This is a genomic window from Acinetobacter guerrae, assembly GCF_009372255.1.
Lineage (GTDB): Bacteria > Pseudomonadota > Gammaproteobacteria > Pseudomonadales > Moraxellaceae > Acinetobacter > Acinetobacter guerrae.
In genome coordinates this window covers 169,800-194,238 of the sequence record NZ_LXGN01000001.1, presented here as the reverse complement: position 1 = coordinate 194,238, position 24,439 = coordinate 169,800, and the positions used below count along the sequence as shown (strand labels likewise).

The 24,439-nt window shown below is 38.0% G+C and carries 19 protein-coding genes; 12 read left to right on the top strand and 7 right to left on the bottom strand.

Annotated features, from left to right (window positions below):
* Positions 1-150 precede the first annotated feature (150 nt).
* From A7A69_RS00885 to A7A69_RS00870, 4 genes are all read left to right on the top strand, one after another.
* Entirely contained in the window at positions 151-606 is a 456-nt protein-coding gene (locus tag A7A69_RS00885; protein WP_151982142.1) for a phasin family protein, read from the top strand.
* Between the two features lie 167 nt (positions 607-773).
* Positions 774-1,046 carry an HU family DNA-binding protein gene (locus A7A69_RS00880; RefSeq protein WP_120369226.1) on the top strand — a complete coding sequence of 91 codons (273 nt, stop codon included), beginning with the start codon at positions 774-776 and terminating at the stop codon, positions 1,044-1,046.
* A 131-nt stretch (positions 1,047-1,177) separates the two neighbouring features.
* Positions 1,178-3,046 (top strand): SurA N-terminal domain-containing protein, encoded by a 1,869-nt coding sequence (locus tag A7A69_RS00875; protein ID WP_152875987.1) that lies wholly within the window; start codon positions 1,178-1,180, stop codon positions 3,044-3,046.
* Positions 3,047-3,111: 65 nt separating this feature from the next.
* The gene (locus tag A7A69_RS00870) at positions 3,112-4,284 is read left to right on the top strand and encodes an MFS transporter (protein ID WP_187349141.1); all 1,173 of its coding nucleotides are present in this window, start codon (positions 3,112-3,114) and stop codon (positions 4,282-4,284) included.
* Here the strand turns inward: A7A69_RS00870 and A7A69_RS00865 are convergent.
* Complete coding sequence (locus A7A69_RS00865; protein WP_152875986.1) at positions 4,281-5,771, bottom strand: amidase; 1,491 nt, start codon at positions 5,769-5,771, stop codon at positions 4,281-4,283. The genes A7A69_RS00870 and A7A69_RS00865 overlap by 4 nt on opposite strands.
* Positions 5,772-5,945: 174 nt before the next feature.
* Here A7A69_RS00865 and A7A69_RS00860 point away from each other — a divergent pair, with 174 nt between their 5' ends.
* On the top strand, positions 5,946-6,452 hold the full coding sequence (locus tag A7A69_RS00860) for a hypothetical protein (protein WP_120369222.1): 507 nt from the start codon (positions 5,946-5,948) through the stop codon (positions 6,450-6,452).
* Between the two features lie 362 nt (positions 6,453-6,814).
* Here A7A69_RS00860 and coq7 read toward each other — a convergent pair whose 3' ends face one another.
* Together coq7 and A7A69_RS00850 are read right to left on the bottom strand one after the other, a co-directional pair.
* A complete protein-coding gene (coq7, locus tag A7A69_RS00855) occupies positions 6,815-7,450 on the bottom strand; it encodes a 2-polyprenyl-3-methyl-6-methoxy-1,4-benzoquinone monooxygenase (RefSeq protein ID WP_120369221.1) in 636 nt (211 codons plus the stop codon).
* Positions 7,451-7,454: 4 nt separating this feature from the next.
* A complete protein-coding gene (locus tag A7A69_RS00850) occupies positions 7,455-8,774 on the bottom strand; it encodes an MFS transporter (RefSeq protein ID WP_152875985.1) in 1,320 nt (439 codons plus the stop codon).
* A gap of 166 nt (positions 8,775-8,940) precedes the next feature.
* On the opposite strand from A7A69_RS00850, the gene A7A69_RS00845 reads away from it, so the two are divergent.
* From A7A69_RS00845 to A7A69_RS00820, 6 genes are all read left to right on the top strand, one after another.
* The gene (locus A7A69_RS00845) at positions 8,941-11,691 is read left to right on the top strand and encodes an autotransporter assembly complex protein TamA (protein ID WP_152875984.1); all 2,751 of its coding nucleotides are present in this window, start codon (positions 8,941-8,943) and stop codon (positions 11,689-11,691) included.
* A 23-nt stretch (positions 11,692-11,714) separates the two neighbouring features.
* Complete coding sequence (locus A7A69_RS00840; RefSeq protein ID WP_152875983.1) at positions 11,715-16,217, top strand: translocation/assembly module TamB domain-containing protein; 4,503 nt, start codon at positions 11,715-11,717, stop codon at positions 16,215-16,217.
* A gap of 623 nt (positions 16,218-16,840) precedes the next feature.
* The gene (locus A7A69_RS00835; RefSeq protein ID WP_152875982.1) at positions 16,841-17,368 is read left to right on the top strand and encodes a DUF4124 domain-containing protein; all 528 of its coding nucleotides are present in this window, start codon (positions 16,841-16,843) and stop codon (positions 17,366-17,368) included.
* Between the two features lie 97 nt (positions 17,369-17,465).
* Positions 17,466-17,825, top strand: a complete 360-nt coding sequence (locus A7A69_RS00830) for a hypothetical protein (RefSeq protein ID WP_171406715.1) — start codon at positions 17,466-17,468, stop codon at positions 17,823-17,825.
* A 136-nt stretch (positions 17,826-17,961) separates the two neighbouring features.
* A complete protein-coding gene (locus A7A69_RS00825; RefSeq protein ID WP_120369214.1) occupies positions 17,962-18,231 on the top strand; it encodes a hypothetical protein in 270 nt (89 codons plus the stop codon).
* A 286-nt stretch (positions 18,232-18,517) separates the two neighbouring features.
* Complete coding sequence (locus A7A69_RS00820) at positions 18,518-21,157, top strand: bifunctional aconitate hydratase 2/2-methylisocitrate dehydratase (protein WP_120369213.1); 2,640 nt, start codon at positions 18,518-18,520, stop codon at positions 21,155-21,157.
* 65 nt (positions 21,158-21,222) lie between these two features.
* Here A7A69_RS00820 and A7A69_RS00815 read toward each other — a convergent pair whose 3' ends face one another.
* The gene (locus A7A69_RS00815) at positions 21,223-21,615 is read right to left on the bottom strand and encodes a hypothetical protein (RefSeq protein WP_152875980.1); all 393 of its coding nucleotides are present in this window, start codon (positions 21,613-21,615) and stop codon (positions 21,223-21,225) included.
* Positions 21,616-21,743: 128 nt separating this feature from the next.
* Here A7A69_RS00815 and A7A69_RS00810 point away from each other — a divergent pair, with 128 nt between their 5' ends.
* The gene (locus A7A69_RS00810) at positions 21,744-22,076 is read left to right on the top strand and encodes a helix-turn-helix domain-containing protein (RefSeq protein WP_152875979.1); all 333 of its coding nucleotides are present in this window, start codon (positions 21,744-21,746) and stop codon (positions 22,074-22,076) included.
* Positions 22,077-22,261: 185 nt separating this feature from the next.
* Here A7A69_RS00810 and A7A69_RS00805 read toward each other — a convergent pair whose 3' ends face one another.
* From A7A69_RS00805 to rbsK, 3 genes are all read right to left on the bottom strand, one after another.
* Complete coding sequence (locus tag A7A69_RS00805; RefSeq protein WP_152875978.1) at positions 22,262-22,747, bottom strand: Lrp/AsnC family transcriptional regulator; 486 nt, start codon at positions 22,745-22,747, stop codon at positions 22,262-22,264.
* 225 nt (positions 22,748-22,972) lie between these two features.
* The gene (locus A7A69_RS00800) at positions 22,973-23,398 is read right to left on the bottom strand and encodes a VOC family protein (protein WP_152875977.1); all 426 of its coding nucleotides are present in this window, start codon (positions 23,396-23,398) and stop codon (positions 22,973-22,975) included.
* Positions 23,399-23,457: 59 nt separating this feature from the next.
* A complete protein-coding gene (rbsK, locus tag A7A69_RS00795; protein ID WP_152875976.1) occupies positions 23,458-24,378 on the bottom strand; it encodes a ribokinase in 921 nt (306 codons plus the stop codon).
* Between the last annotated feature and the right edge of the window lie 61 nt (positions 24,379-24,439).

Here is a 24,439-nt window from a genome sequence, read left to right as displayed (position 1 = left end):
CAAATTATAAAAATAAATAAAAAATAAAGTAATTAAACTGCTTTGTAGAACACTTTAGCAAAAGGATCAAGTCTTTGGTTTGCTATTATGAATACATTTTATGATTAAATGTAGCTACATGACGGTAAAGTGATCAGGAGTAATGAAATAATGGAAAAGGAAAGCATCGAACAGGGGCCAGAACTTGAATCTGAAAAAACAAGAGGAAAAACCAGAGCTTCCCGAAAATCTGCGCTTGATTTTAGAAAGTATACCAAGCAAATTTGGCTAGCTGGTTTAGGTGCTTTTTCACGTGCAGAAGAAGAAGGAAATAAATTATTTGACTCATTAGTCAAAGTGGGCGAGGAACTTGAGTCAAAAACGCTAGATGCTGCGGATACCACTGTCAATAAAGTAGCAGAAAAAGCCAAAGAGTCGGTTACAGATACTAAAGATAAAGTTGAGCGCATGATTGACCAGAGTATTAATCACTCTCTAAATCGAATTGGTTTGGTTACTGCAAAGGATTTACAGCATATAGAACAACTATTATTACAGCTTCATAGTAAGGTTGATGTGTTACTTGAAGAAAATGAAAACTTAAAGTCAAAATTGAGTGAAAAATAAAAAAAATAGCATTTAGGCGTTTTTCTACAAAAATTTCACGTTTATTTTTGATAAAACGCCTAATTCAGTATTGCCTTTTGCCCTAAAGCATTGCTATAAAGGCGTCATGGCCTTTTAAACTTACAGCCTTAGATTTTAAATAAACGAAATAAGAGGACGTTATCTTCATGAATAAATCAGAATTAATTGATGCAATTGCAGAAAAAGGGGGATTGTCTAAGACTGATGCTGGTAAAGCATTGGATGCGACTATCGCTTCAGTAACAGAGGCACTTAAAGCGGGTGATACTGTTACTTTAGTTGGTTTTGGCACTTTTAGTGTTAAAGACCGTGCAGCTCGTACAGGACGTAATCCTAAAACTGGTGAAGAGTTACAGATTAAAGCGACTAAAGTACCTAGCTTTAAAGCTGGTAAAGGTCTAAAAGATTCTGTTGCTTAATTGCATTAGTTAAATTAACGCGCCTTTTTTGGCGCGTTTTTTATTAAAAAAGTGCAAAAGCAAGAGATTACACATTCATTCAGCAAGGTTTTTCAGTTAAAATCTCTCCGAAATAAAATAGTGGAATACTTATGGAATCGTTTCGTACAATCATTAAGGGTTGGCTTGGCAAAGTCCTTCTTGTCTTGTTTTTGACGCCTTTAGCGCTTGTAGGTATTGAAGGGTATTTTGGTAGTCATAATAAAGCAGATGTTGCAAAAAGTGTAAACGGTCAGGATATTCCTAAAAAAGATGTTGAGAACCTAACAAAAACTTATAAAGATCAGTATTTATCGATGGCTCATGGTGATGAAACTTTACTGAACCAACCATTTATACAACAAACAGCATTAGATACATTAATTGCTCGTACAGTTCTTTTACAACAGGCTGAAAAACTGGGAATTTCTCTTAGTGATGGTCAAATTGAGAAAATGTTGGCACAACAGCCGAGTTTCCAAGAAAACGGAAAATTTTCTCAAACCTTATATGAAAATTATTTACGTTCAGTGGGTATGACCAGTCAGGCATTGATTACAAGTCTTCGTCAGGATCATGCGCTTAAAATGCTCACTTCAAGCATTAATGGCACAGCACTGGTCAGTAAAGCTGATATTAATCAAATTGCGACTCTGCAAACTGAACAGCGCACCTTGCATTTGGCGAGTATAAAATTGGATGACTATAAAAAAGAGATTACAGTCACCAATCAGGAAATTGCAGATTACTATAACAAACATCAAAATAGTTTTAAGCAAGTTGCTAGCGTAGATGTTGATTATGTTGTTTTGTCGCCTGTGCAGGTTGTAACAAATGCTCCAGTCACAGATGCAGAGTTACAGCAAGCTTATAAAGCGTTTGTCGAAAAACAGCAGAAAGATGCGAAGCGTGATATTAAACATATTTTGATTACGACCGATGCACGTTCAGATGCTGATGCACAAAAGCTTGCTAACAATGTTTATGCAAAAATTAGTGCAGGTACTTTATCTTTTGCTGATGCTGCTAAACAATATTCAGACGACACTAGTTCTAAAAATGAAGGCGGTTTGCTTGCAGCATATCAAGCAGGTGTCTTTTCGAGCGAGTTTGATCAAGCAATAAACTCTTTGGCGAATGGTCAAATTTCTAAGCCAGTTAAAACACAGTATGGCTATCATATTATTGAAGTCAGTACTGCTGCTGCGACTGTTCCATCGTTTGAATCTGAAAAAGCGCGTTTAACTGCCGAAGTGCAAAAATCAAAAGCAGCAAATGCATATTCAGATGCAGTGAATAGCCTGAATGAAATGGTTGTGAGTAGTGATGACTTAACGGCAATTACTCAAGAAGTCAAATCAACACATCTTGAGTCTGTAAAAGGCGTTACCTTGGCAACAGGGCATCCTGTATTAAGTGATCCAAATGTTAAAACACGTATTTTCAATGATGACGTTAAAAATGGTGATCGTAATGCTTCGAGTAATATTCAGCTTGCCAATGGCGATACAGTTTGGGTAAAAGTTCGCAACTATCATGCTGCTGGCATTAAACCACTTGCACAAGCAACGGCTGATGTAAAAGCTAAGCTGATTGAAGATAAAGCATATCAAGCTGCCAAAGCTAAGATTGCGCAGTCTTTAGACGCATTTAAAACTCAACCAGCGGCACAAGTTGTTGCATCGAGTGGTATCAAGTTTGAGGATGCTGGTACGTTTACACGTTCACAAGGTTTAAAACGTGAAATTGAACGTGCTGCATTTAGCGTTACAACGCCTAAAGATGGGTTTTGGTCTGTAACGACAGCTAAACTTCCAGATGAATTAGTGGTGGTTGGTGTTTCAAATGTAAATTCAACGACTGCAAATGCATTAACTCCAGAGCAGTTAACTGAGCTAAGCAAACTATATCAACAGTTCCGTGGACAACAAGAACTGGATGATTACACGCAGTACTTAAAATCGAAAGCAAAAATCAAATAAGTCATAAAAAACCGCTTCGGCGGTTTTTTTCTTGATGCCATAAAGTTCCAAAGGAATATAAACCAGTGCTACGACTTCCAATCACGACTAAACTCGGTGGTTTCTACTTTTGTTACTACTCAATTGTTGGCACATTCATGCCTTATTGGAGTTTGTATCTGGAAGATCGTGGCTTTAATTATCAAGAGATTGGACTTTTATCTTCCATTGCAATTATTACCCGATTTTTTGCCCCTTTTATTTGGGGGTGGATTGCAGATAAATCAGGAAAAAGAATGCAATTAGTGCGCATAGCAACTTGGATGGAATCTTGTATTTGGTTTGCAATTTTCATGATCCCGAATACTTTTCAGTCGATTGCATTGCTCATGCTCATTTTTAGTTTTTTTCAAAATGCAATTTTAGCTCAGTTTGAAGGAGTAACTTTATTCTGGTTGGGGGATCAGCGTGCAAAGTTGTATGGGAAAATTCGTAAATGGGGATCTGTAGGATTTATTGTAGGTGTGTTTGGTGTTGGAACATTACTTGAAATTATCCCAATCGCAATGCTACCTATAGTTTTACTTTGTGTTGCATTTTTGGCATTCATTTGGTCTTTTACAATTAAGGAACCCGATTCAGCACCTCGCTCTCAAAAAATCCTTGAACCGTTGCTGCCTATTTTAAAACGTCCAGAAGTCCTTGCTTTTTTTGCTATTGAATTTATTTTGCTATTTTCTCATGCACCATTTTATAGTTTCTACAGTAATTATTTAAAAGAATCTGATTTTACAACGACTGCTATTGGGTTCTTGTGGGCGGTTGGAGTAATTGCTGAAATTATCATGTTCGCCTATGCACATTTATTTTTATCGCGCTATGGTTTAAAAAAACTAGTAAGTTTGTGTTTAATTATGACCAGTATTCGCTGGATGATTACAGGTGTATTTGCCAGTAGTTTTATTGCTCAGTTTGCGGCACAGACGATTCATGCTTTTAGTTTTGGTTTATTTCATTTGATTGCAATGCGGATGATCTTTCAAAATTTTTCAGCAGGGCAGCAAGGACGTGGTCAAGCTTTGTATAGCACGATGTGGGGCTTGGGCGTTGCATGTGGGAGTATATTAGCAGGACATTATTGGAAGCTATCTAGTGGATCACTGGTTTTTATAACGGCATCTGGTATTGTGTTATTGGGTTTATTCTTAGTGAAGTGGTTGCCCAATCAGCTTGAACAACCTGTTTCAATTGGCAACTAAATAACAATATTTTGATATCTTTTGGCCCAAGGTTGAGCCTGTTCTAACTGTCCTGCAAGCTGTAAAAGTAAATCTTCACGAGCAAAAGGAGCAATAAACTGAGAGCCTAATGGAAGATTGTCTTGATTCCAATACAGAGGAACTGACATTGCAGGTAGACCTGTGATATTAGCCAACTGGGTAAAAGGAACCCATTTTAGATTATCACGAATAATTTGTTCTACTAGTTTGCCTCTTGCTAAATAGTGTGCTTTTCCTATCTTTAATAAACTTTTTAAAATTGGTTTTTGCCATATTGGCGTTGTTACTTCACCATTTTTCGGAGAAACCGAAGCTGTTGCAGGGGTTAAATATAAATCATAATCATCGAAAAAATGATTCATTCGTGTAACGTAAACTCCCCAATTATTTAGGTTATGGATATATTCATGTGCTGTAGTTTGTGCGCCAAATGCAGCAAGTACCAATGAATCTAATTCGAACTCGTTATTGCTTGCACCCGACATTTGTTTGATTTGATGCAACATATAGGAAAATTGACTAAACCAAGTGGTAATGAAGTCTTTCGCAACCGCCATGCCATCAATTTTGGGTGCATCTTCAATGACGATATGCCCCAATGACTCTAAAAGTAGAGCAGTATGTCTTATCGCTGCCTCGGCATCTTTAGATACTTTTGTACCAATAGGTGATTGTGTATTAAATGCAATTCTAAGCTGCCGAGGTGAACGCTGTACGTAATCCAAAAAGGGGTGTTCTGGTTTCTCTATTTTGAAAAGTGAACTATGTTCGAAACCATGTGTTGCATCAAGCATGGCCGCACTATCACGTACAGATTTGCTGAGAATATGTTGAATTGCTGCACCATGCATGGCTTCACTCATTTGTGGGCCCCATGGAGTACGTCCGCGACTGGGTTTCAAACCAAACAGTCCACAATAAGATGCAGGAATCCGAATAGAACCACCACCATCTCCAGCACCAGCAATGGGAACTATTCCTGCTGCAACTGCAGAAGCGGAACCTCCAGAGGAACCACCACTGTTATGTTTTAAGTTCCACGGATTTGAACAACTTCCCCAAGCAACAGATTCAGTAATTCCTTTAATCCCAAACTCGGGCGTATTGGTACGTCCAAAAGTTATAATGCCTGCTTTTTCCCACCGATTTACAATTTCAGCATTTAGATCAGGAATATACTGAAGTTTTTTTAAAGCATTGCATCCATATGAAGTGGGAATGCCTGCATATTCCTGAAACAGATCCTTGACCAAAAAAGGTACTCCTGCAAATGGACCAGTCAATACTTGTCGTGCTCTGGCTCGTGCATGTTCATGCATGGGAATAATAATGGCATTGAGTTTAGGATTGGCTTGTTCTGAACGTTTTAGCGCAAGATCGAGTAATTCTATGGCTTGAATCTCTTTCTTTTGTACTAACTGTGCTAGACCTAAACCATCATAATCGATATATTCATCCAGTTTCATATGTTCCTTTTTATGTATCTTTTATTTTGTTGAATTAGGTTTTAAATCAATTAAGTAACTTATTCAAGTGTGATAAAAAATTCAGATTTGAGAGATGACAACTATGCATAAAAATATTGTTTTTATATCGTTATGATCGAATGTAATTTTAAAAAAGTATGGTAAGTTAGGTTCATGCGTTTAGTTATCAATAAATCTATGAAAAATATTTATATTGTTGGTGTATTAAGTCTTTGTTGTTCATTTGCGATGGCAGATGAAGCAAAGCAAAAACAAGTGGAAGCGAAAACTCAGGCGATGGATTTAAATGCCAACACCATTCAAATTGAAACTCGTCCAGAGATCATGGGTTTATGGGGAATGGAAATTCCGACCAATAAAAAATGTGTGGAATATTATAATTTCCGTAATGCCAATGAAGTTGTGGTAAAAAGCGGTAAAGAGTGGTCATACGGCGTGTATGATTATCAGCCATCTCAGGATATGAAAGAAAAGCTCCCTGCGCTGATTATGCAAATCAAATATGATAATAATGAAGTCGATTGTTCGGGTCAGCAGGAAGATCAATCGGGGGAAGTTTCGCAGTATTTTGTACAGTGGAAATCGGCAGATACGATTAATTTCTGTGCAGGCGAAAATGGTCAACAATGTTTTGCAACCTTGCGACGGATTTTACCTTGATGAATTGAAATAGCGCCTAATCGTTGTGTTTTAGATATTTTTATCTAAGCGCACTTTTAGGATAATTCATTCAACTTTCTTGAAATATGATGACAAAATATAGCGTATTGTTGCTTTCCAGTTTCGGATAGGTGTCATCTACTTTCAATTGACTGATCGTTTTTAGATGCACCGCTATTTTAGAAAAATCATTGTTAGAACATATTTTTATCTTGTTGGTTCAGTTAAGCATTAGCGTTTTATCGTCGAATTTTTTTGTGAATGAGAGCAAATTTTAAAAAGGATATTTAGACTAAAATTAACTAAATATCCTGAATTGATGAGCATTATTTACAATGCGAAGGCAACTTTAGGTGCTTCGATTAAACATAATAACTGGTCTTAGTCATCAGCTTTGAAATTGCAGTCATCGTGATTTTTACAGGGAAAGGTAATTCAACACCACCTGCATGTAAGGCAGTATCACGATGATGTAGTTCATCTTCATTCATTTGTTCTAAAATACGTTTTGAACGTTGATCATGTACTGGCAACTGGTTTAAATGATCGATTAAATGTGAACTTACTTGACGTTCGGTTTCTGCAACAAATCCCAAACTGTATTTATCACCTGCAATACCTGCGATTGCACCCATTCCAAACGAAAGGCCATACCAAATGGGATTGAGTAAACTTGGTACGCTATCCAGTTCTTTTAAGCGATCTTCACACCAAGCGAGGTGATCTTGTTCCTCAATCGCAGCTTGTTCCATTTCATGACGCACATTGGGTAGTTTTGCAGTTAAAGCTTGGCCGTGATAAAGCGCTTGAGCACAAACTTCACCACTATGATTGACTCGCATTAAGCCCGCAACGTGTCTTGCATCACTGACTGTCAATGACGCATCAGATTGTTCAGCAGGATTATTACGATGAGCAGCAGTTGCTCCAGGAACAAGACTTCTTAATGCCTGATCAAAAGAATTGATCAATCGGTCGATACCCGTATAGTGACGCATGGAATTAATCCTCCAGAGAATCATGTGCTGAATTTAACATAGGTGGCAACTTCCGCAACAACCAAAAAGAAAAAATAGCACTCAAGACAGCAGTAATGATAAATAGAATTTTAATGTCGATTTTTAAGATACTTAAAATGATGATTGAGAATACTGCCGATGACACCATAAATACAGCATTTAAAATGTTATTTGCAGCAACCACGCGAGCACGGTGTGAACGTGGTGAATATGCCTGCATCATGGCATACAGTGGAACAATATAAAATCCACCGCTTATGCCCAACAATGTGACTGCAAGCATGACGTGATAATACACCAATCCAGAAGTAAACATGTCGGTTAAAGACATTAATGCACCTGTTTTTTCAGGGACATAAGCCAAGCAAGCCGCAAGATAAAATGCAAATATCGTCAAGCCGACAGCCCCAATTGGAACCATTTTTATATTTAATTCTGAACCCCCAATTTTACGGCATAGCAACGAACCGACACCAATTCCTACCGAGAAAAAAGTCAGAAGTAAACTCACAACATTTTCAGAAGCATGCAAATTTTGCTGGGTGAGTTGTGGAATTTGGGTCAAATACGTCGCGCCATAAAACCAATACCATGAGTTGCCGAGCAAAATAGTAAAAATTAAAGGAAGACTTTTGGCATATTTGATGGTTTGAAAGCTAGTTCTAAAGAAGTTCCAGTCAATTTCTAAATTTGGTTCAGCAATTTTTTGAGGAAGAATAAAGCGACTGCATAAATAACCAATCACTGCAATGCTAACCACGGTAAGGCTAATCCAAGTCAAATTCCCATGAGATGAAGAAATCACCGCACCGCCCAAAATCATACCAAGCAAAATCGCAATTGATGTTCCTGATTGAAATAAAGCATTGCCTGACATAAGTTCATTGGGCTTTAAAATTTCAGGTAAAATCGCGTATTTAATGGGCCCAAAAAACGTGGAATGAACACCCATCAAAAATAGTGCAAGCATCAATAATAATAAATGCCCTGTGATAAAACCTGCCGAGCCGATGAGCATGATGATAATTTCTAAAATCTTTATCGCACGAACCAAACTGGCTCGTTCAAATTTATCTGCAATTTGTCCTGCTGTCGCTGAGAAAATGAAATAAGGCAAAATAAACAATAAGGCTGCTAGATTGTTTAATGTACTGACGCTGGCAGACTGTTGGCTAATCAGCCCATAAGTAATCACTAACAGTAATGCCTGTTTGTAGACATTATCATTTAACGCACCAAAGAATTGCGTTAAAAACATAGGTAAAAAGCGACGCGATGTCATGAGGTTGCTATCATTTTTCATTTTTTAAAACTTCATTGCGATTTATTAAGAAATGTGATCAATTTGTTAAAGCGCCTTGAAAATCATGTATGATATTTTAAGCGGTTGATACGATGAAAAATCAATAGATTTCCATGTATTTATATACATTAAAGCTAATCCGATTAAAATAAGCTTAGAGTTTTACATGCTTGCGAATATTAAATTTAGACATACAACTCTTGCCCAATCTGTACGTTTTATTTTGAATGTGCATGATATCAACAAATTTATCTGTTCAAGCATGCTTTTGGGCTTATATATTTCGCCTGTTGCACATGCTGAAGATACAAATATAGAACCGATTTCATCAAGTTTAAGTCAGAGTCTGCAATCAAAAACACAGGCTGTGCTACAGAAAAATAACGTTGTTAATCCATCGGCTCAGACTGATACGGTTGCTGTGCAAAACCAAAGCCCAGTTGACCCTTCAACACTTCATGCATCTCAGGTTAACTCTCAGCAGGATAGTCAAGTTCTATTACAACAACAAGAACAGGCGGGTAATAAAATTGAAGCCTTTAAACCGATTGAGTTTGAAGATCTTAATGATTTACCAGACACGCAAATTGATGCCAGTATGGCAAACGAAATTTTTAAAGTTGCAGAAGAGGCTAAACAAGAGGCTGCCGCTGCCCGAAATGGCTCTTCCAAAGGTGTAGAAAGTGGGGTTTCCAATCCAACTGAACAGCAACTCGCACAGATTAATCAAGCGCCTGTTAATATTGACAATTTGATGCAACAAATTGAATCAGATAAACAAATCGTGGTTGATGCTAACACTTCAGGCAAAACTTTAGATGAGGTAAGTACAGCAGAACGTGAGCAAGATGATGCCAAGGTCGGATTCTTTAGACGTATCCTTTATAAAATACGACCATCAAGTAATTTAAATACTGCGAAAGCTGATCCTCGCATTAGTGCAGAAGTGGTGGGAGCACCTGCGGATCTTGCAGCAAACATCAGTGCTAAATTGTCTAGCTATACTCAAGAAGCATTTGGTGATTTTAATGCTGCCTTACCACAGTTACGTAGTTTAAGTAATCAGGCAGCTCAAGCCGTTGGATATTACAACGCTAAATTTAATTTTGAGAAACTCAGCGATAGCAAAGTCAAAGTTACAGTAACACCCAATAATCCAGTCAAAGTTGAAGAACAAAATATTGAATTTTCAGGTGAGGGTGCAAGTACTCCACAATTTCAGGTTATTCGACTTGTACCAGATTTAGATGTCGGTGATATTCTTAATCATGGTAAATATGAACAGACTAAAAGTCGGATTGTTGAAGCTGCATCTGATAATGGTTATTTTGATGCTTATTGGCGTTTGCACGATGTTAAAGTCAAACAGCCTGAAGACACCGCAGCGATTAATTTAAAATATGAAACGGGTGAGCGTTATAAGCTGGGTAATGTCGAATTTAGAATGAGTGATCCTTCCAAAAAAATACCTTTAAAAATGGAAGTATTGCAAAGCATGACACCGTGGAAAGACGGCGATGATTATGCTTTTTGGCGTGTTAACACCCTTGCAAATAACCTGACCAATTCACGCTATTTTAACTATACGTTGGTCGATACCATAAAACCTGATCCAATTGAAAAACCGTTGGAGTTACCACCAGATTTGCAGGCTTTGGTTGACCAGCAAAAAATTGAAGAACAGCAAGTTGCTTCTTTGCAAAAAGCAGATGCAAAGTCTGGTCAAGAGGTGACTCAAGATGTCGCCGATGAAACTCAGTTTGCGGGCATGAAACTGACTGATGAACAAAATGAAAAATTACAACTCGCAAAACAACGTCTAGAGCAACGCGCTTCTGAAAATGAACAGTTACAAGCTCAAGCACGTGAAGAAAAGAAAGTTCCTGTGATTGTGACTTTAAATGCAGATCGTTTAAATAGTGTGGAAACGGGGATTGGTTATGGTACGGACACAGAATTTCGTATTCGTACTCAATACCGCCGCGCTATCGTCAATAGTTTAGGTCATTCTTTTGATGCTAACCTTGAGTTGTCTAAAATTCGTCAGTCATTGGATGGCCGCTATAGTATTCCATATAAAGACCCGATTAATGATTATATCAACATTGTTGGTGGTTACGAACGCGAAGACCGTGATGATATTGGCCCTGATGTCAGTTTGGAAACTGAATCTGCGGTATTTGGTGCGGAACGGATTATTAAAAATCCTATGGGCGGTTGGCAGCAAAGTTTTGGTTTCCGTTACCGTTTGGATCGTCTGACTCAGCATGGTGTTGTTGATAACGATGAAATTCCAGATGCATTTAAAGTGCCTGGTTCAGATGCAGAGCAGGAAGCTTTGTTATTTGGCTATGAAATCTCAAAAACAACGAGCAACAGCAGTGTTAACCCAACACGGGGTTTTAAACAGAGCTATAAAGTTGAATTGGGCAGTGAATCATTGTTATCAGATGCCAATATGGCCATTTTGACCGCAGGCTGGCGTTTTATTTATTCGTTGGGTGAAAATGATGACCATCAATTTGTAGGACGTTCAGATTTAAGTTATATCTTTACGGATGATTTTGACAAAGTTCCTTATAATTTAAGATTTTTTGCTGGTGGTGACCAAACTATTCGTGGCTTTGACTATAAAAGTTTGTCGCCAGAAGAATATGGCTATAAAGTCGGTGGACAGGGTCTGGCTGTAGGTTCTTTGGAATACAACTATCAATTTAAGGATGGTTGGCGAGCCGCAGTATTTTCAGACTTTGGTAATGCGTATGACGAAAAATTTAAGAATGATACGGCTTATAGTATAGGCGTGGGGATTCGCTGGAAATCACCAATTGGTCCAATTCGACTCGATGTTGCATCAGGTGTTTCTGATGATAATCATCCAATTCGATTGCATTTCTTTATCGGTTCACAACTTTAAAATAAATTTGATTCAGGATTATTATGGCTGACGTAGAACAACCGGCTACTCCTACACCTCGTAAAAAACGTCGCATTCTTAGAAATGTTTTTTTGACGTTCATGATTGTGATTGTCTTTTTAGTGGCTGCGCTAGGCATTATGTTCACAACGGATCGGGGCAGTAAATTTTTACTAGATCGAGTGATGGCGCGTCAGCATATCCTGAGTTATGAATACGAAGGCGGTAACCTTTTACAAGGAATTATTTTAAAAAATATTTGGGTTAAGCTCAAAGATCTGGATGTCAAAATTGACAAAGCGGATGTTTCATTAGGTTGGCGAGCGATCCTGAGTAAAGAGATTCATTTAAGTCGAGCAGATGTTCGTAATTTACAAATTATTAGTCATGCTCCTCCAAGTAATGAGCCTTTTAAATTCAGCGAGATTAAACTGCCGTTTGTATTGCGTTTAAATGAAGCAGAAATTGATCATTTATTGATTCAAACTGTAAAATCAAAAGTCGATTTTCATGATATTTATCTTGAGGACGCAGTATGGTCTGGGACAGAGTTAAAATTTGAAAACTCCCGTATGAATATGGGTTATCTTGCACTAGACAATGCGACAGGGCAAATGACATTCAGTGGTAAATATCCACTCAATGCCCATGCAGACTTAAAAATACCGTCTTTAAAAAGTTTGAATATCGACACTATCAAAGTTGCTGCGCTTGGGAGTTTAGATACCATTCAAGCTGGTGTGGCAACCAATACACCTGATTTATTAACAGGTTGGGTTGTTGTACATCCAGTACGCGATGGTGTACCTATGTTTGGTCAACTTGATTTTAAAAATTATCACTGGCCGCTAATGACTGAGCAAAAGCTATTTTCTAAGGATGGTATTGCCAAGTTTAAAGGAAATGTAGAAAAACTTGATCTTGAACTGGCAACAGATTTAAAGGGCGAAAATATTCCAGAAGGTCAATATAGCGCTTTAATGTCTACAGACTTGGTCAATGGTCTGGATATTCATGACTTTAATGGTCAGCTTATGCAGGGGTTTGTGACGCTGGCTGGGCACGTAGGTTGGCATCATCATGTTACTTGGGATGTTAAAGGTCGGCTTAATCATCTCAACCCTAAAGATAAGGTGATTCCACAGGCAATTGTGGATTTTCTGCCACCATCGCTAGATGCAAATCTTGCATCTGAAGGTTCACTTGAAAAAGGAATGGCACTTACAGCGAATCTTGATTTTGACAAATACGAATCATGGTTAGTTAAGCTCAATCAGGATCAACCAATACAACAAAAAGCTCAACCAATGATGCTAGACGTTTCCTGGAAAAATATTGACCGTGCTATGCCTTATATTGGTTGGTTGGATAGTGATGAAGGTCAAGTCAATTTGGCATTGGTTGAAGGTAAGCAGGATATTCATGTTGCTACGAATGTGCGAACACACGAACAGGCCACATTACCTGCGGGTAAATATGCTGCAAAACTGAACTTGAAAGACAATATTTTGAATATTCCTGAGTTTAGCTATCAGGCACTTCAAAAAGGTAGTTTAAGTGGTCAGGCAAAAGTAGAGCTTCCATCTGAAAAACGTCAGCTCAAATGGAATGCTATTTTAAATGCCAATGATTTTAATCCACAAACCATTACTGCCGCAGCGCCTGTTAATTTATTAAATGGTCAAATTAAAGCCAATGGTTATGCCAAGCCAAACCAGCAGATTATTCAATTTGATGCGATTTCCTTAAAGGGCCGTATGGCAAATTCTACTCAAAATGAAATGGTCGAACTCACAGGGAAAAGCACCGCTGCAATCGTGTTTAATGAAGAAAAAACAGGCGGCGGCTTCAAAGGCTTTGCAGCGCGCTATGATGGTGGCTTAAACGCTTTTAATCAGGGTAAAGGTTTATTAAAGTTTAATATTTCAGGGACGCCAGAATTTATTAAAATTGCTGAATTACAGCACGATGGAGTTGCAGGTAAAATATTTGCATCGGGTTCAGTCAATTTAAAAAATGCGATTGGATGGGATATCAGTGCGTCATTGGTGCGTTTTAAACCACAATACTTTGTGTCCAGTGTAAAGGGTGAGTTATCTGGAAATCTGAAAACACAGGGACTTTGGGCTGAAAATTCAAAACGTATTAATATCGAAAAACTTAATATGGCGGGCTTTATAAATAATAAAATGGTTCGTGGTATGGGTAATTTATCGATGGTGCTAAATTCGAACCAGAAAGGTTTCTTGCCACAACAGTTTGAAGCAAATAATTTATTTTTGGCCTATGGTAAAAATCAGGTACAGGCTTCTGGAAATGCACAAAATTTACGTTTGAAAGTGAATGCACCTGCAATGTATGAACTGTATCCAGGTTTGCGGGGTCGCACTTATGGATATTTGAATGTTCAGGCTCAACCAAGATTAAAAGCAACCGCTAATCTGGTCGTGGATAATTTTGGTTTTGGTGATATCAGTGTAAAAAAAATACAGGTATTAGGTGAGCTGCCTACCTCAGAAACTACACCAACTTCATTAAAAGCAACACTTGATGATTTACGTCGTGGTGGTCGCCAGATCCAATATGCGGGTATTACACTTTCAGGTACACGCAAGGCACACTTAGTCCAGTTACAAGGCTGGAATTATTATTCCAAGTTTTATGTTCAACTGGCAGGTGGTTTTAATCAAAATAATGATTGGTTAGGACAAATTCAGCAGGGTATTTTCGATTCACGTCGTGCGGTATTAAAGCAGCAACAAAATGCTGCTGTCATTTATACACGTGCAAGTCAGGAGCTATTTGTTGGGCAACATTGTTGGTCGAGCCAAAATAGTCAGCTTTGTCTAGATCAACCTTTACGGGTTAGTCAGGCTCGCGGAAATGTGTCTGTCGCAACACGTGATCTGAATCTCAGTGATTTTAGTGCATTTATGCCTGAAGGTCTGGCAATTACAGGAAAGCTGAATGGTTATGCCAAAGCATCATGGGCAAATGGTGCACAGCCAAAACTGGATGCACAGCTGATTACCCAAAATGGGGAAATAGGTCTGGCAGCGGCTTATCCGCAAGATCCTGCATCGACTTTAAGTTATGATCAGCTTAGTGTGATTGCAAAAAGTGTAAGTCAGGGCTTACTGTTACGTCTTGATGTTAAAACACCCGCAATAGGGACTGGATATGCCAAAGTCATTATCAATCCGTATCAAACACCTATGCCAATGAATGGTGAAGTTGCTTTTAATAATGTACAACTAAAAGTGCTTAAACCATTTATCAGTGATGTACGTTCAATGGATGGAACATTAGCACTGGCTGGAAAAATTAATGGAACATTGACCCAACCGCAAATTACAGGTGATTTACGCTTAAAAAATGGTTCGATTAGCATGATGTCATTGCCTGTTAATCTTACCAATATCCAATTGTATTCATCTATCCGACAGGACAATGCAACCATCAAAGGTGCTTTTAATAGTGGACGCGGTGTGGGTGAACTCACAGGAAGTGTGGACTGGAAAAATGATCCACGTATTCAGCTAAGCTTAAAAGGTGATAATTTACTTGTTCGTCAAGCGCCTCTTATTACTGCTATTGTTAATCCAGATGTATCGATGGAAGCTTATCCACTTAGTAAGCGTTTGGTTGTTAATGGAAAGCTGGATATTCCACGTGCGTTAATTTCTATGCCTGAAGCCAGTGAACCTGTGGTGGCAGTTTCATCTGACGTACGAATTGTACGAGATGGTCAGGATCAACTTGCAATTTTAAAAGCAGCAAAACCATGGGATATTCGAGCGGATGTCGCAATCAATATTGGTAGTGAGCGAGTCATTTTTCAGGGCTTTAACAGCCGAATTCCACTGGTGGGACGTTTGAATCTATCACAGCGTGGTCTTGAAACTGCAATGCGAGCCAGTGGTGCAATTGGGGTTAGTCAGAAAGTTAAAATCGAAGCATATGGACAAAGTCTGGATTTAAATCGTGCGATTGCTCGTTTTAATGGACCAATTTCTAATCCAACATTAGATGTAGATGCCAATAAATCCGTACAAGGTAGTACAGTGGGTGTTCGTGTGACAGGTACGGCATCTGTACCTAATATTCAAATTTATAACGATGCAGGCTTATCTGAACAAGAAGCGCTTAATGCACTTGTGACTGGTCGTATAAATGAAGGAAGTAGCGGTTTGAGTAATACTGCTGGGTTTAAATCGGATGTAAACAACACAATCGCTGCCGCGGGGATCAGTATGGGCTTGGGCGGAACCCGAGCATTGACTAACCAGATTGGCCGCAGTTTCGGTTTGAGTGGATTAGCTTTGGATGCACAAGGTACAGGCGATGATACTCAGGTAAGCTTAACGGGTTATATTACGCCAGATCTATTTATTCGCTATGGTGTCGGCGTATTTACACCTGTAAATAAATTGACTCTACGCTACCAGATGAACAAACGAATGTATCTAGAAGCCAGTCAATCTTTAGAAAGAGCGGTTGACGTATTTTATAACTGGCGTTTTTAGTGACACAAATAGCTGCTTTTCGAAGCAGCTTTTTTTATCTCATTGGTTTTATTCACCGATCAAGAAAAAGCGGAATGTTTGAATTGAAAAAAAAGCGTCATAAAATGATAAGAAATAAACAAGAAAAATCATAATAATATCACGGATTGAGCAGGATGTTTATGACGTACTGATGAATCACTTTACAGATAGATGTTGGATACAATGATGACTAAATTTTATTGCCTGATAAAAAAACCAATTCATCAAAATCAGGTACATTTTCTTGCAATTGATTTTATCTATCAAAATAATGAATTTCCTTTTTTTAAATCTTTTACGACCAATTTTGATCAAGCGCATAAGTTTGAGTCGATCAGGGAGATTCAAAAATTGATCGGCAATCGTCAGGATTTTTATATCTATAGTTTTGATACTTATCTAAATATATCTGTCATGGATTCTGTCACGACCATATCGTCTGAATATAAAAGTTGATGCCATGCATTGAAAATAAATTTACGCTGAAGTCTCTATTTTCCTGATCTTGATTTATTGCACATTTTTAATAAAAATATTAATATAAATCATTGAATTTAAATGAATATTTTAAATAAAATTGTGACTATTTAGGGGAGATAAAGATGAATTCTGTCATTTATGGACGAATTTGGGCAGTGGTAGGTTTAATACTTTTAGGCGGTATATTTCAGACCAATGCCAAACAATATTACAAATGGGTGGATGCCAATGGAGTTACGACTTATTCAGCTACGCCACCCCCAACGCATCGTTCAAATGAACCCCAACTTGCATCTCAAAAAATGGCTCCATTGAGTCAAAATAAGCCAACGAGCACAAGCTTTAAATCGAACGCAACAATCGCAGATGAATACTACAGTCCCTACAAACAAAGTAGCAAGCAAGCAGCACCACCTGTTGTCACTGAAAAAGAAAATCCAGTAAAAGTGAATAAAACAGAAACCAATCAATCTATAGTTCACACAACAGCTTCGGCAAAAAAGCAAAGTTATATGATCAAACAATGTAATGGTGTGCGCTGTAGTGACGATAAAGGTAATAACTATAATAAAGTTACAGGGAATACTTATCTATCATCACGTGGTGGTGTGTGTCAGATGAACAAAAACAGAATGGAATGTAATAAATGAAAATCTAAAATTAGGAAAAAGATTTTAACGTAATTGCTTTTGGAAAATTCGACAAGATTCAGTATGATAATGCCACCAAATTAAGTACAGTGTGATGATGAAAAAAGTTCTGTTTCTTGTTTTAGGTTTAGCGCTGGCGGGTTGTAGCGAGAAAAAGCCATTAACGCCTGAAGAGCAATGGCATGGATACTGTACCAGTATGGGTAATGCTGCTCGATCAATTATGCTTGATCGTCAAAATGCGATTGAAAAATCTCAGGCTGTCGAACATGCTAAAAAAATTGAAGATGAAATTACGCGGTCATTTATTTTAAACATTATCGATGAAGTTTACGCGATGCCCCTTGAACAGCTTAAAAATAATCCCGACGCAGCCCGTGAAAGTATTCGCAAGCAGATAACAGACCAATGTATTGCGACACCACATGATAAAATGCCTCACTACAAACCGTTCTAAGAACGGTTTTTTTATTGCGGGATTGAAAATAATGCAGTTACAAACTTATCGAGTATTTATGAATACACAATATAGATAATTTTATAAAAATAAAGAATAATGAATTGACTAATAATTATACGACAGGAGAGCAAAGATGGAAGTTGTTGCTTATCTGCATAATGCTGATTTGTTACTTGAAGATACTCAAGGCGTTGCAATCATCAGCGGTAGTAGTTACGTTTTAAGTGTGGGTGATAAAGTTTATATCAAGGAAATGATTGACGAAAAGGCCAGACTCTATGAGGTAACTATCTCATTTGCCAGTGCCGACCATATAATGCTACATGAAGACGAAGTCCAGATTAAATTTGAAGGAAATCGGGACGCATTAAATCAATATTTACAAACCACCACTGTCCACTAATGTTTGATGGTTTTTCTCAAAAAAATCAGGCAACATAGGTTGCCTTTTTATTGACTTAAATCATGTCAAAGCCAAGTAGCTTAATTAGCTTCTGTATTTTCTACGATTTTTACATAGCAAACTGTCAAGTACTATTTCGCTATAAAATAATGAGAATCACGAAGAAACACGGCGCTTGCATTAACTTTTGACTTGATTTTTAGTAAAATTTTGCTGTCCATATTATTTGCAAAGCTTTGCTAAGCAGGAATTTGCAAATAATTTTTTAAAAAAGAGGAATAACACTGTGCTAGAAGCTTACCGCCAACACGTTGAAGAACGTGCCGCACTCGGAGTCCCACCGAAGCCACTTGATGATGCGCAAACTGCTGATCTGGTTGAATTGCTAAAAAATCCACCAGCAGGTGAAGAAGCTTTTCTTGTGGACTTGCTTGAAAACCGCGTTCCAGCGGGTGTTGACCAAGCTGCTTACGTAAAAGCAGCGTTCTTGTCAGCAATTGCAAAAGGTGAAGCGACATCTCCATTAGTTTCTAAAGAACGTGCAGTTTACTTACTTGGCACTATGCTTGGTGGTTACAATGTCGCTCCTTTAGTTGATTTGCTTGAAAGTGCTGAACTTGGTGGTTTAGCGGCTGAAGCATTGAAAAAAACACTTCTTGTATTTGATGCGTTCCATGATGTTGCTGATAAAGCAAAAGCAGGTAATGCAAATGCAAAAGCTGTTTTACAATCTTGGGCTGATGCTGAATGGTTCACTAGCCGTAAAGATGTTCCTGAAGAAATCAAGCTAACCGTTTTCAAAGTAACGGGTGAAACCAACACTGATGACTTGTCTCCAGCGCAAGATGCATGGAGCCGTCCTGATATTCCATTACATGCAAATGCAATGTTGAAAAACGAGCGTGATGGTATCAACCCAGAAAAACCGGGTGAAGTTGGTCCACTTAACCAGATCAAAGACCTCATTGCACAAGGTAACCAAGTTGCATATGTTGGTGACGTTGTTGGTACAGGTTCTTCTCGTAAGTCTGCAACTAACTCTGTTCTTTGGTTCTTTGGTGATGAAATTGCACACATTCCGAACAAAAAAGACGGTGGTTATTGCTTAGGTTCAAAAATCGCGCCTATTTTCTTCAACACAATGGAAGATGCTGGTGCGTTACCTGTTGAGATTGATGTTGCCAACATGAACATGGGCGACGAAATCACACTAAAAATTGATCATGCTGCTGCAAAAGTTACAGCATTCAAAAATGGTGAGCAAATCGCTGAATCTGACCTTAAAACGCCTGTTCTTCTTGATGAAGTACGTGCGGGTGGTCGTATCAACCTTATCATTGGTCGTGGTTTAACAACTAAAGCACGCGAAGCTTTGGGTCTTGAGCCATCAACATTGTTCCGTACTCCAGTACAACCTGCTGACACTGGCAAAGGTTTTACTTTAGCTCAGAAAATGGTAGGTCGTGCATGTGGTCTTGCTGAAGGTCAAGGTATTCGTCCGGGTACTTACTGCGAACCTAAAATGACAACTGTAGGTTCACAGGATACTACTGGTCCTATGACACGTGATGAGTTGAAAGACTTGGCTTGCTTAGGCTTCTCTGCTGACTTAGTGATGCAATCTTTCTGTCATACTGCTGCATATCCAAAGCCAGTTGACGTTCAAATGCAACACTCACTTCCAGACTTTATTATGAACCGTGGTGGTGTATCGCTTCGTCCAGGCGACGGTATTATTCACTCTTGGTTAAACCGTATGTTGTTACCTGATACAGTTGGTACTGGTGGTGACTCACATACTCGTTTCCCAATTGGTATTTCATTCCCAGCGGGTTCAGGTCTAGTTGCTTTTGCTGCTGCAACAGGTGTAATGCCACTGGATATGCCAGAGTCAATCCTTGTTAAGTTCAAAGGTAAAATGCAACCTGGTATCACTTTACGTGACCTTGTACATGCAATCCCTTACTATGCAATTAAGGAAGGTGATCTTACTGTTGAGAAAAAAGGTAAGAAGAACATCTTCTCTGGTCGTATCCTTGAGATCGACTTGACTGAAATGGAAACTGACTTAACTGTTGAGCAAGCATTTGAATTGTCTGATGCATCTGCTGAACGTTCGGCTGCGGGTTGTGCAATCACACTTTCTGAAGAGAAAGTTGCTGAATATTTACGTTCTAACATTACCATGTTGAAATGGATGATTTCACAAGGTTATGGCGATGCACGTACAATGGCTCGCCGTATCGAAAACATGGAAAAATGGTTAGAAAATCCATCACTTCTTCAAGCTGATGCCGATGCTGAATACACCAAAGTTTACGAAATCGATCTTGCTGACATTAAAGAACCAGTTCTTTGCTGTCCAAACGATCCAGACGATGCGAAACTTCTTTCTGAAGTTCAAGGCGACAAAATTGATGAAGTATTCATCGGTTCTTGTATGACCAACATCGGTCACTTCCGTGCGGCTGGTCAGTTACTTGAAAAAGTACCAAGCGGCTCATTAACAACTCGTTTATGGTTGGCTCCACCAACACGTATGGACGAACATCAGTTAATGGAAGAAGGTTTCTATAATACTTATGGTCGCGCTGGTGCTCGTACTGAAATGCCAGGTTGTTCACTTTGTATGGGTAACCAAGCACGTGTTGCACCAAACACGACTTGTGTATCGACATCTACTCGTAACTTCCCGAACCGTTTAGGTCAAGGTGCAAACGTTTACCTTGCGTCTGCTGAACTTGCTTCTGTTGCTGCTGTACTTGGTAAACTTCCAAGCCCAGAAGAATATCAACAGTATGCTGCTCAGATCGACAGCATGTCTGCTGACATCTATAAATATTTGAACTTCGACAAGATGGGCGAATATACAGATGCTGCAAACACTGTAGATACCAAGAAAATTGCTGCGGCTCAATTGACTTAATAATTTGATTATTAGGAATAAATGAGTAAATATAAGGGTCGAGTAATCGGCCCTTATTGCTATAATTAAAGAAAAATAAGTTCTATAAAATTTTTGAAAGAAAATAATAAGACATATTCGTTTAGATCTATGAAACTTAAATCTGGATCAATTGAATCTATAAATACCGTAGCTAAAATACAAATAATCTTATCTCGTTCATGTAATTGATTCGTTGTAAGATAAAGCGAGAAACAATCAATGTAATACTTTAGTTTCATTTTTTCATATTCAGAATCTAAAAATGAAAAGAGTAATGTTTTTTCTATTTCACTTTTTTTAAAACATAACAGTGAAGCAATAAAAATATTTAATTCCGTACTATTAACAACCGTAATGCCTAATGTATTTAGCATCTTTTCAAGTTCAACTTTCATTTGTGTAGCTAGTTTTGTGTTGCACACACTTAATTCGCTCATATAGGTTCTATTTATTGATCATCTGGGTATTGTAATACAAAACAATTGTTTTGCTAAACAATATTTTTTTTGTTTTTAGTATTGTATGAAAATATCCATTTTTTCTTATATCTAGATAGTATCAGTTTATGGATATAGGGCATGCAATACGTTATTTAAGAAAAAGGCAGGGTTGGACTCAACAACAGCTTGCAGACTTTTCTCATACTTCAAAAAGTAATATTTCTAATCTTGAAAATGGAAATCAAGGATACAGTCCTGCAATACTCCAATATTTAGCAACAGCTTTCGGTTGCTCTGTTGCCCAAATTTTTTTATTGGCTGAGTATCTGGATGAAAATGACGAATTGACGCGAGATTGGCAGCACATGCCTATAGATGCATTATTTATTCAACTTTCTCCTGATCTGCAAAACCAACTTAAACAATTAATTTATACTCTGATTCAATCTAAATATTGAGTTTTAAATAAAAAAATTAATTATGAAATTTTTTATTTTATTGAAGTTATCATAGCTTACATATTAAAAAGCCCCGCATTGCGAGGCTAGTCGTATATGAATCAAGTCATATACTGTATGAGGCTCATCTCAAACTGGGTGTATTAAATCATAACTTTGAAGGCATTGCAGTAAATATCTTAAACTTATTCAATCATCATAAAATCTGCCGAGTTTGCAGATTTAAGCGGACGTAAGGCAAAGGTAGAGCGGGTATGGCGTATTCCTTTGATTGAGTAAAGTTTCTTTCTTAAGAAACGCTCATAGTGTTCAGCATCCTTTACCGCGACTTTGACCAGATAATCATATTCACCTGTTACCAAATGCGCTTCAATAACTTCGGGAATATCTGCTAACGCCTGACTAAACTTTTCAAGCATTTCATCATCATGACGTTCTAGGGTAATTTCAATAAAGAATAAATCCTTAATCCCAATTGCTTTTGGATTAATATTAGCCGTATATCCATCGATGATTTTTAAACTTTCTAGCCGTTTTAAACGTGTCCAACAAGGAGAGGAAGATAAACCAACCTGTTCTGAAAGTTGCGCAATCGTCAGTCTGCCATTTTGACGTAACGCAGATAAAATTTTCCGATCGATACGATCTAGTGTGTATTTTGTACTGTTCAAAACTTAAACCAAAGGAAAATATTCTATTAAAGTTCAATATAAAGGAATTTTATGCCGACTAACATAGAAAATTTGAAACAATTAAGGAATTATTTCTTATCAATTAAAGATAAAATTATTTTATAAATCAAAGGCATTAGGGTGATGGCTTTGATGAGGCAATGAGTATGTTTCAAGTAAGGGTGACTTTAAACATGCTCATTGCTTTTTTATTTATTTTAAATTTTAAAATTCAATAATGACAGAAGGTGTATTGCGTTGAGCTTCGCCGTGATGCACAAATTCTATGTTATTCCCATCTGGGTCAATGACAAACGCTGCATAATATTCTGAATGGTAAGTACGTTCAGCTGGTTTGCCATTATCTTTGCCTCCATGCGCAAGGGCAGCTAGATAACAAGCATCTACACTAGCACGATCTTTCGCTTGAAAAGCGAGATGATGTCGTCCAGTCAATATGCCTTGGGCAGCAGGACTGTGTATTGAAGATACCACCAGTTCATCAGCCCAAAAGAAATCTTCAGATGTTGTGATAATTGGAATGTCCAAAACTTTCATGATAGCACTATAAAAATTTTGGCTTAATTCTAAGTCATGAACAACAAGTTGGATGTGATCAATAAGTCGCCCACGATGTAATTGAGTTTTCATAGATTACTTTTATCCTGCATATAAAAATTGAAGTTTTATGCTTAAATTTTTAGTTGGATCTATAAGAATGCGTCAATCTCAGAGCGGTAGGGAATAGAAGGTTGTGCGCCGTGCCGAGTGACTGCAATTGCAGCAGCTGCATTAGCAAATTCGGCAGCTTCTTTATTTGATTTGCCTTCAAGCAAAGCTGTTGCAAAAGCACCATTAAAAGTATCGCCAGCAGCAATTGAATCTATTGCATTCACTTTAAGAGCAGGAATCAATTGTCCGTAACCTTTGTCGCTTAACCAAACACCCTGTGCGCCTAAGGTAATCACGATGGTTTCAATGCCATAATCATGAAGCACTTGTGCAGCCTTATTTGCATCTTTCAGATTGTTAATCTTTACGCCTGTTAAAATTTCTGCCTCAGTTTCATTAGGTGTCAAGATATCAATCATTTTTAAAAGATCGGGTGAGAGTGTTTGAGCTGGTGCGGGATTCAAAATAACCTTTACGCCAGAATGCTTCGCAATAGTTGCTGCACAGATCACACTTGCCATAGGGGTTTCAAGTTGTAATAATAATATGCGGGCATGTTGAATAAGATCTGTATATTGTTTGACGTATTCAGCATTTAAGGCTGCATTTGCACCCGCGTGAATGCCAATAAAGTTGTCTGCATGTTGATTAACAAAAATTAAGGCGACACCCGTCAGTTGTCCAGTCGTGTTTTGGATTGCCTGTACATCAACATGATCTTTTTGCAATTGCGCTTTAATGTTCTTACCTGCATCATCATCTCCAACACAGGCAATAAAAGAGACATTTGCACCACTACGACCAGCAGCAACAGCTTGATTAGCGCCTTTACCACCGAAAGCAACTTTATAATTTTTTGCTGTAATCGTTTGTCCTGACAAAGGAAAATCATTGACGTTCAAAATATGATCAACATTGGCACTACCTAAAATCACCAAGGGATAAAAATTATTTTTCATTATGGAATTGTGCTTCTAAAATTTATTACTTAATTGTAAGCAGCCGTATTTATTGATTAAA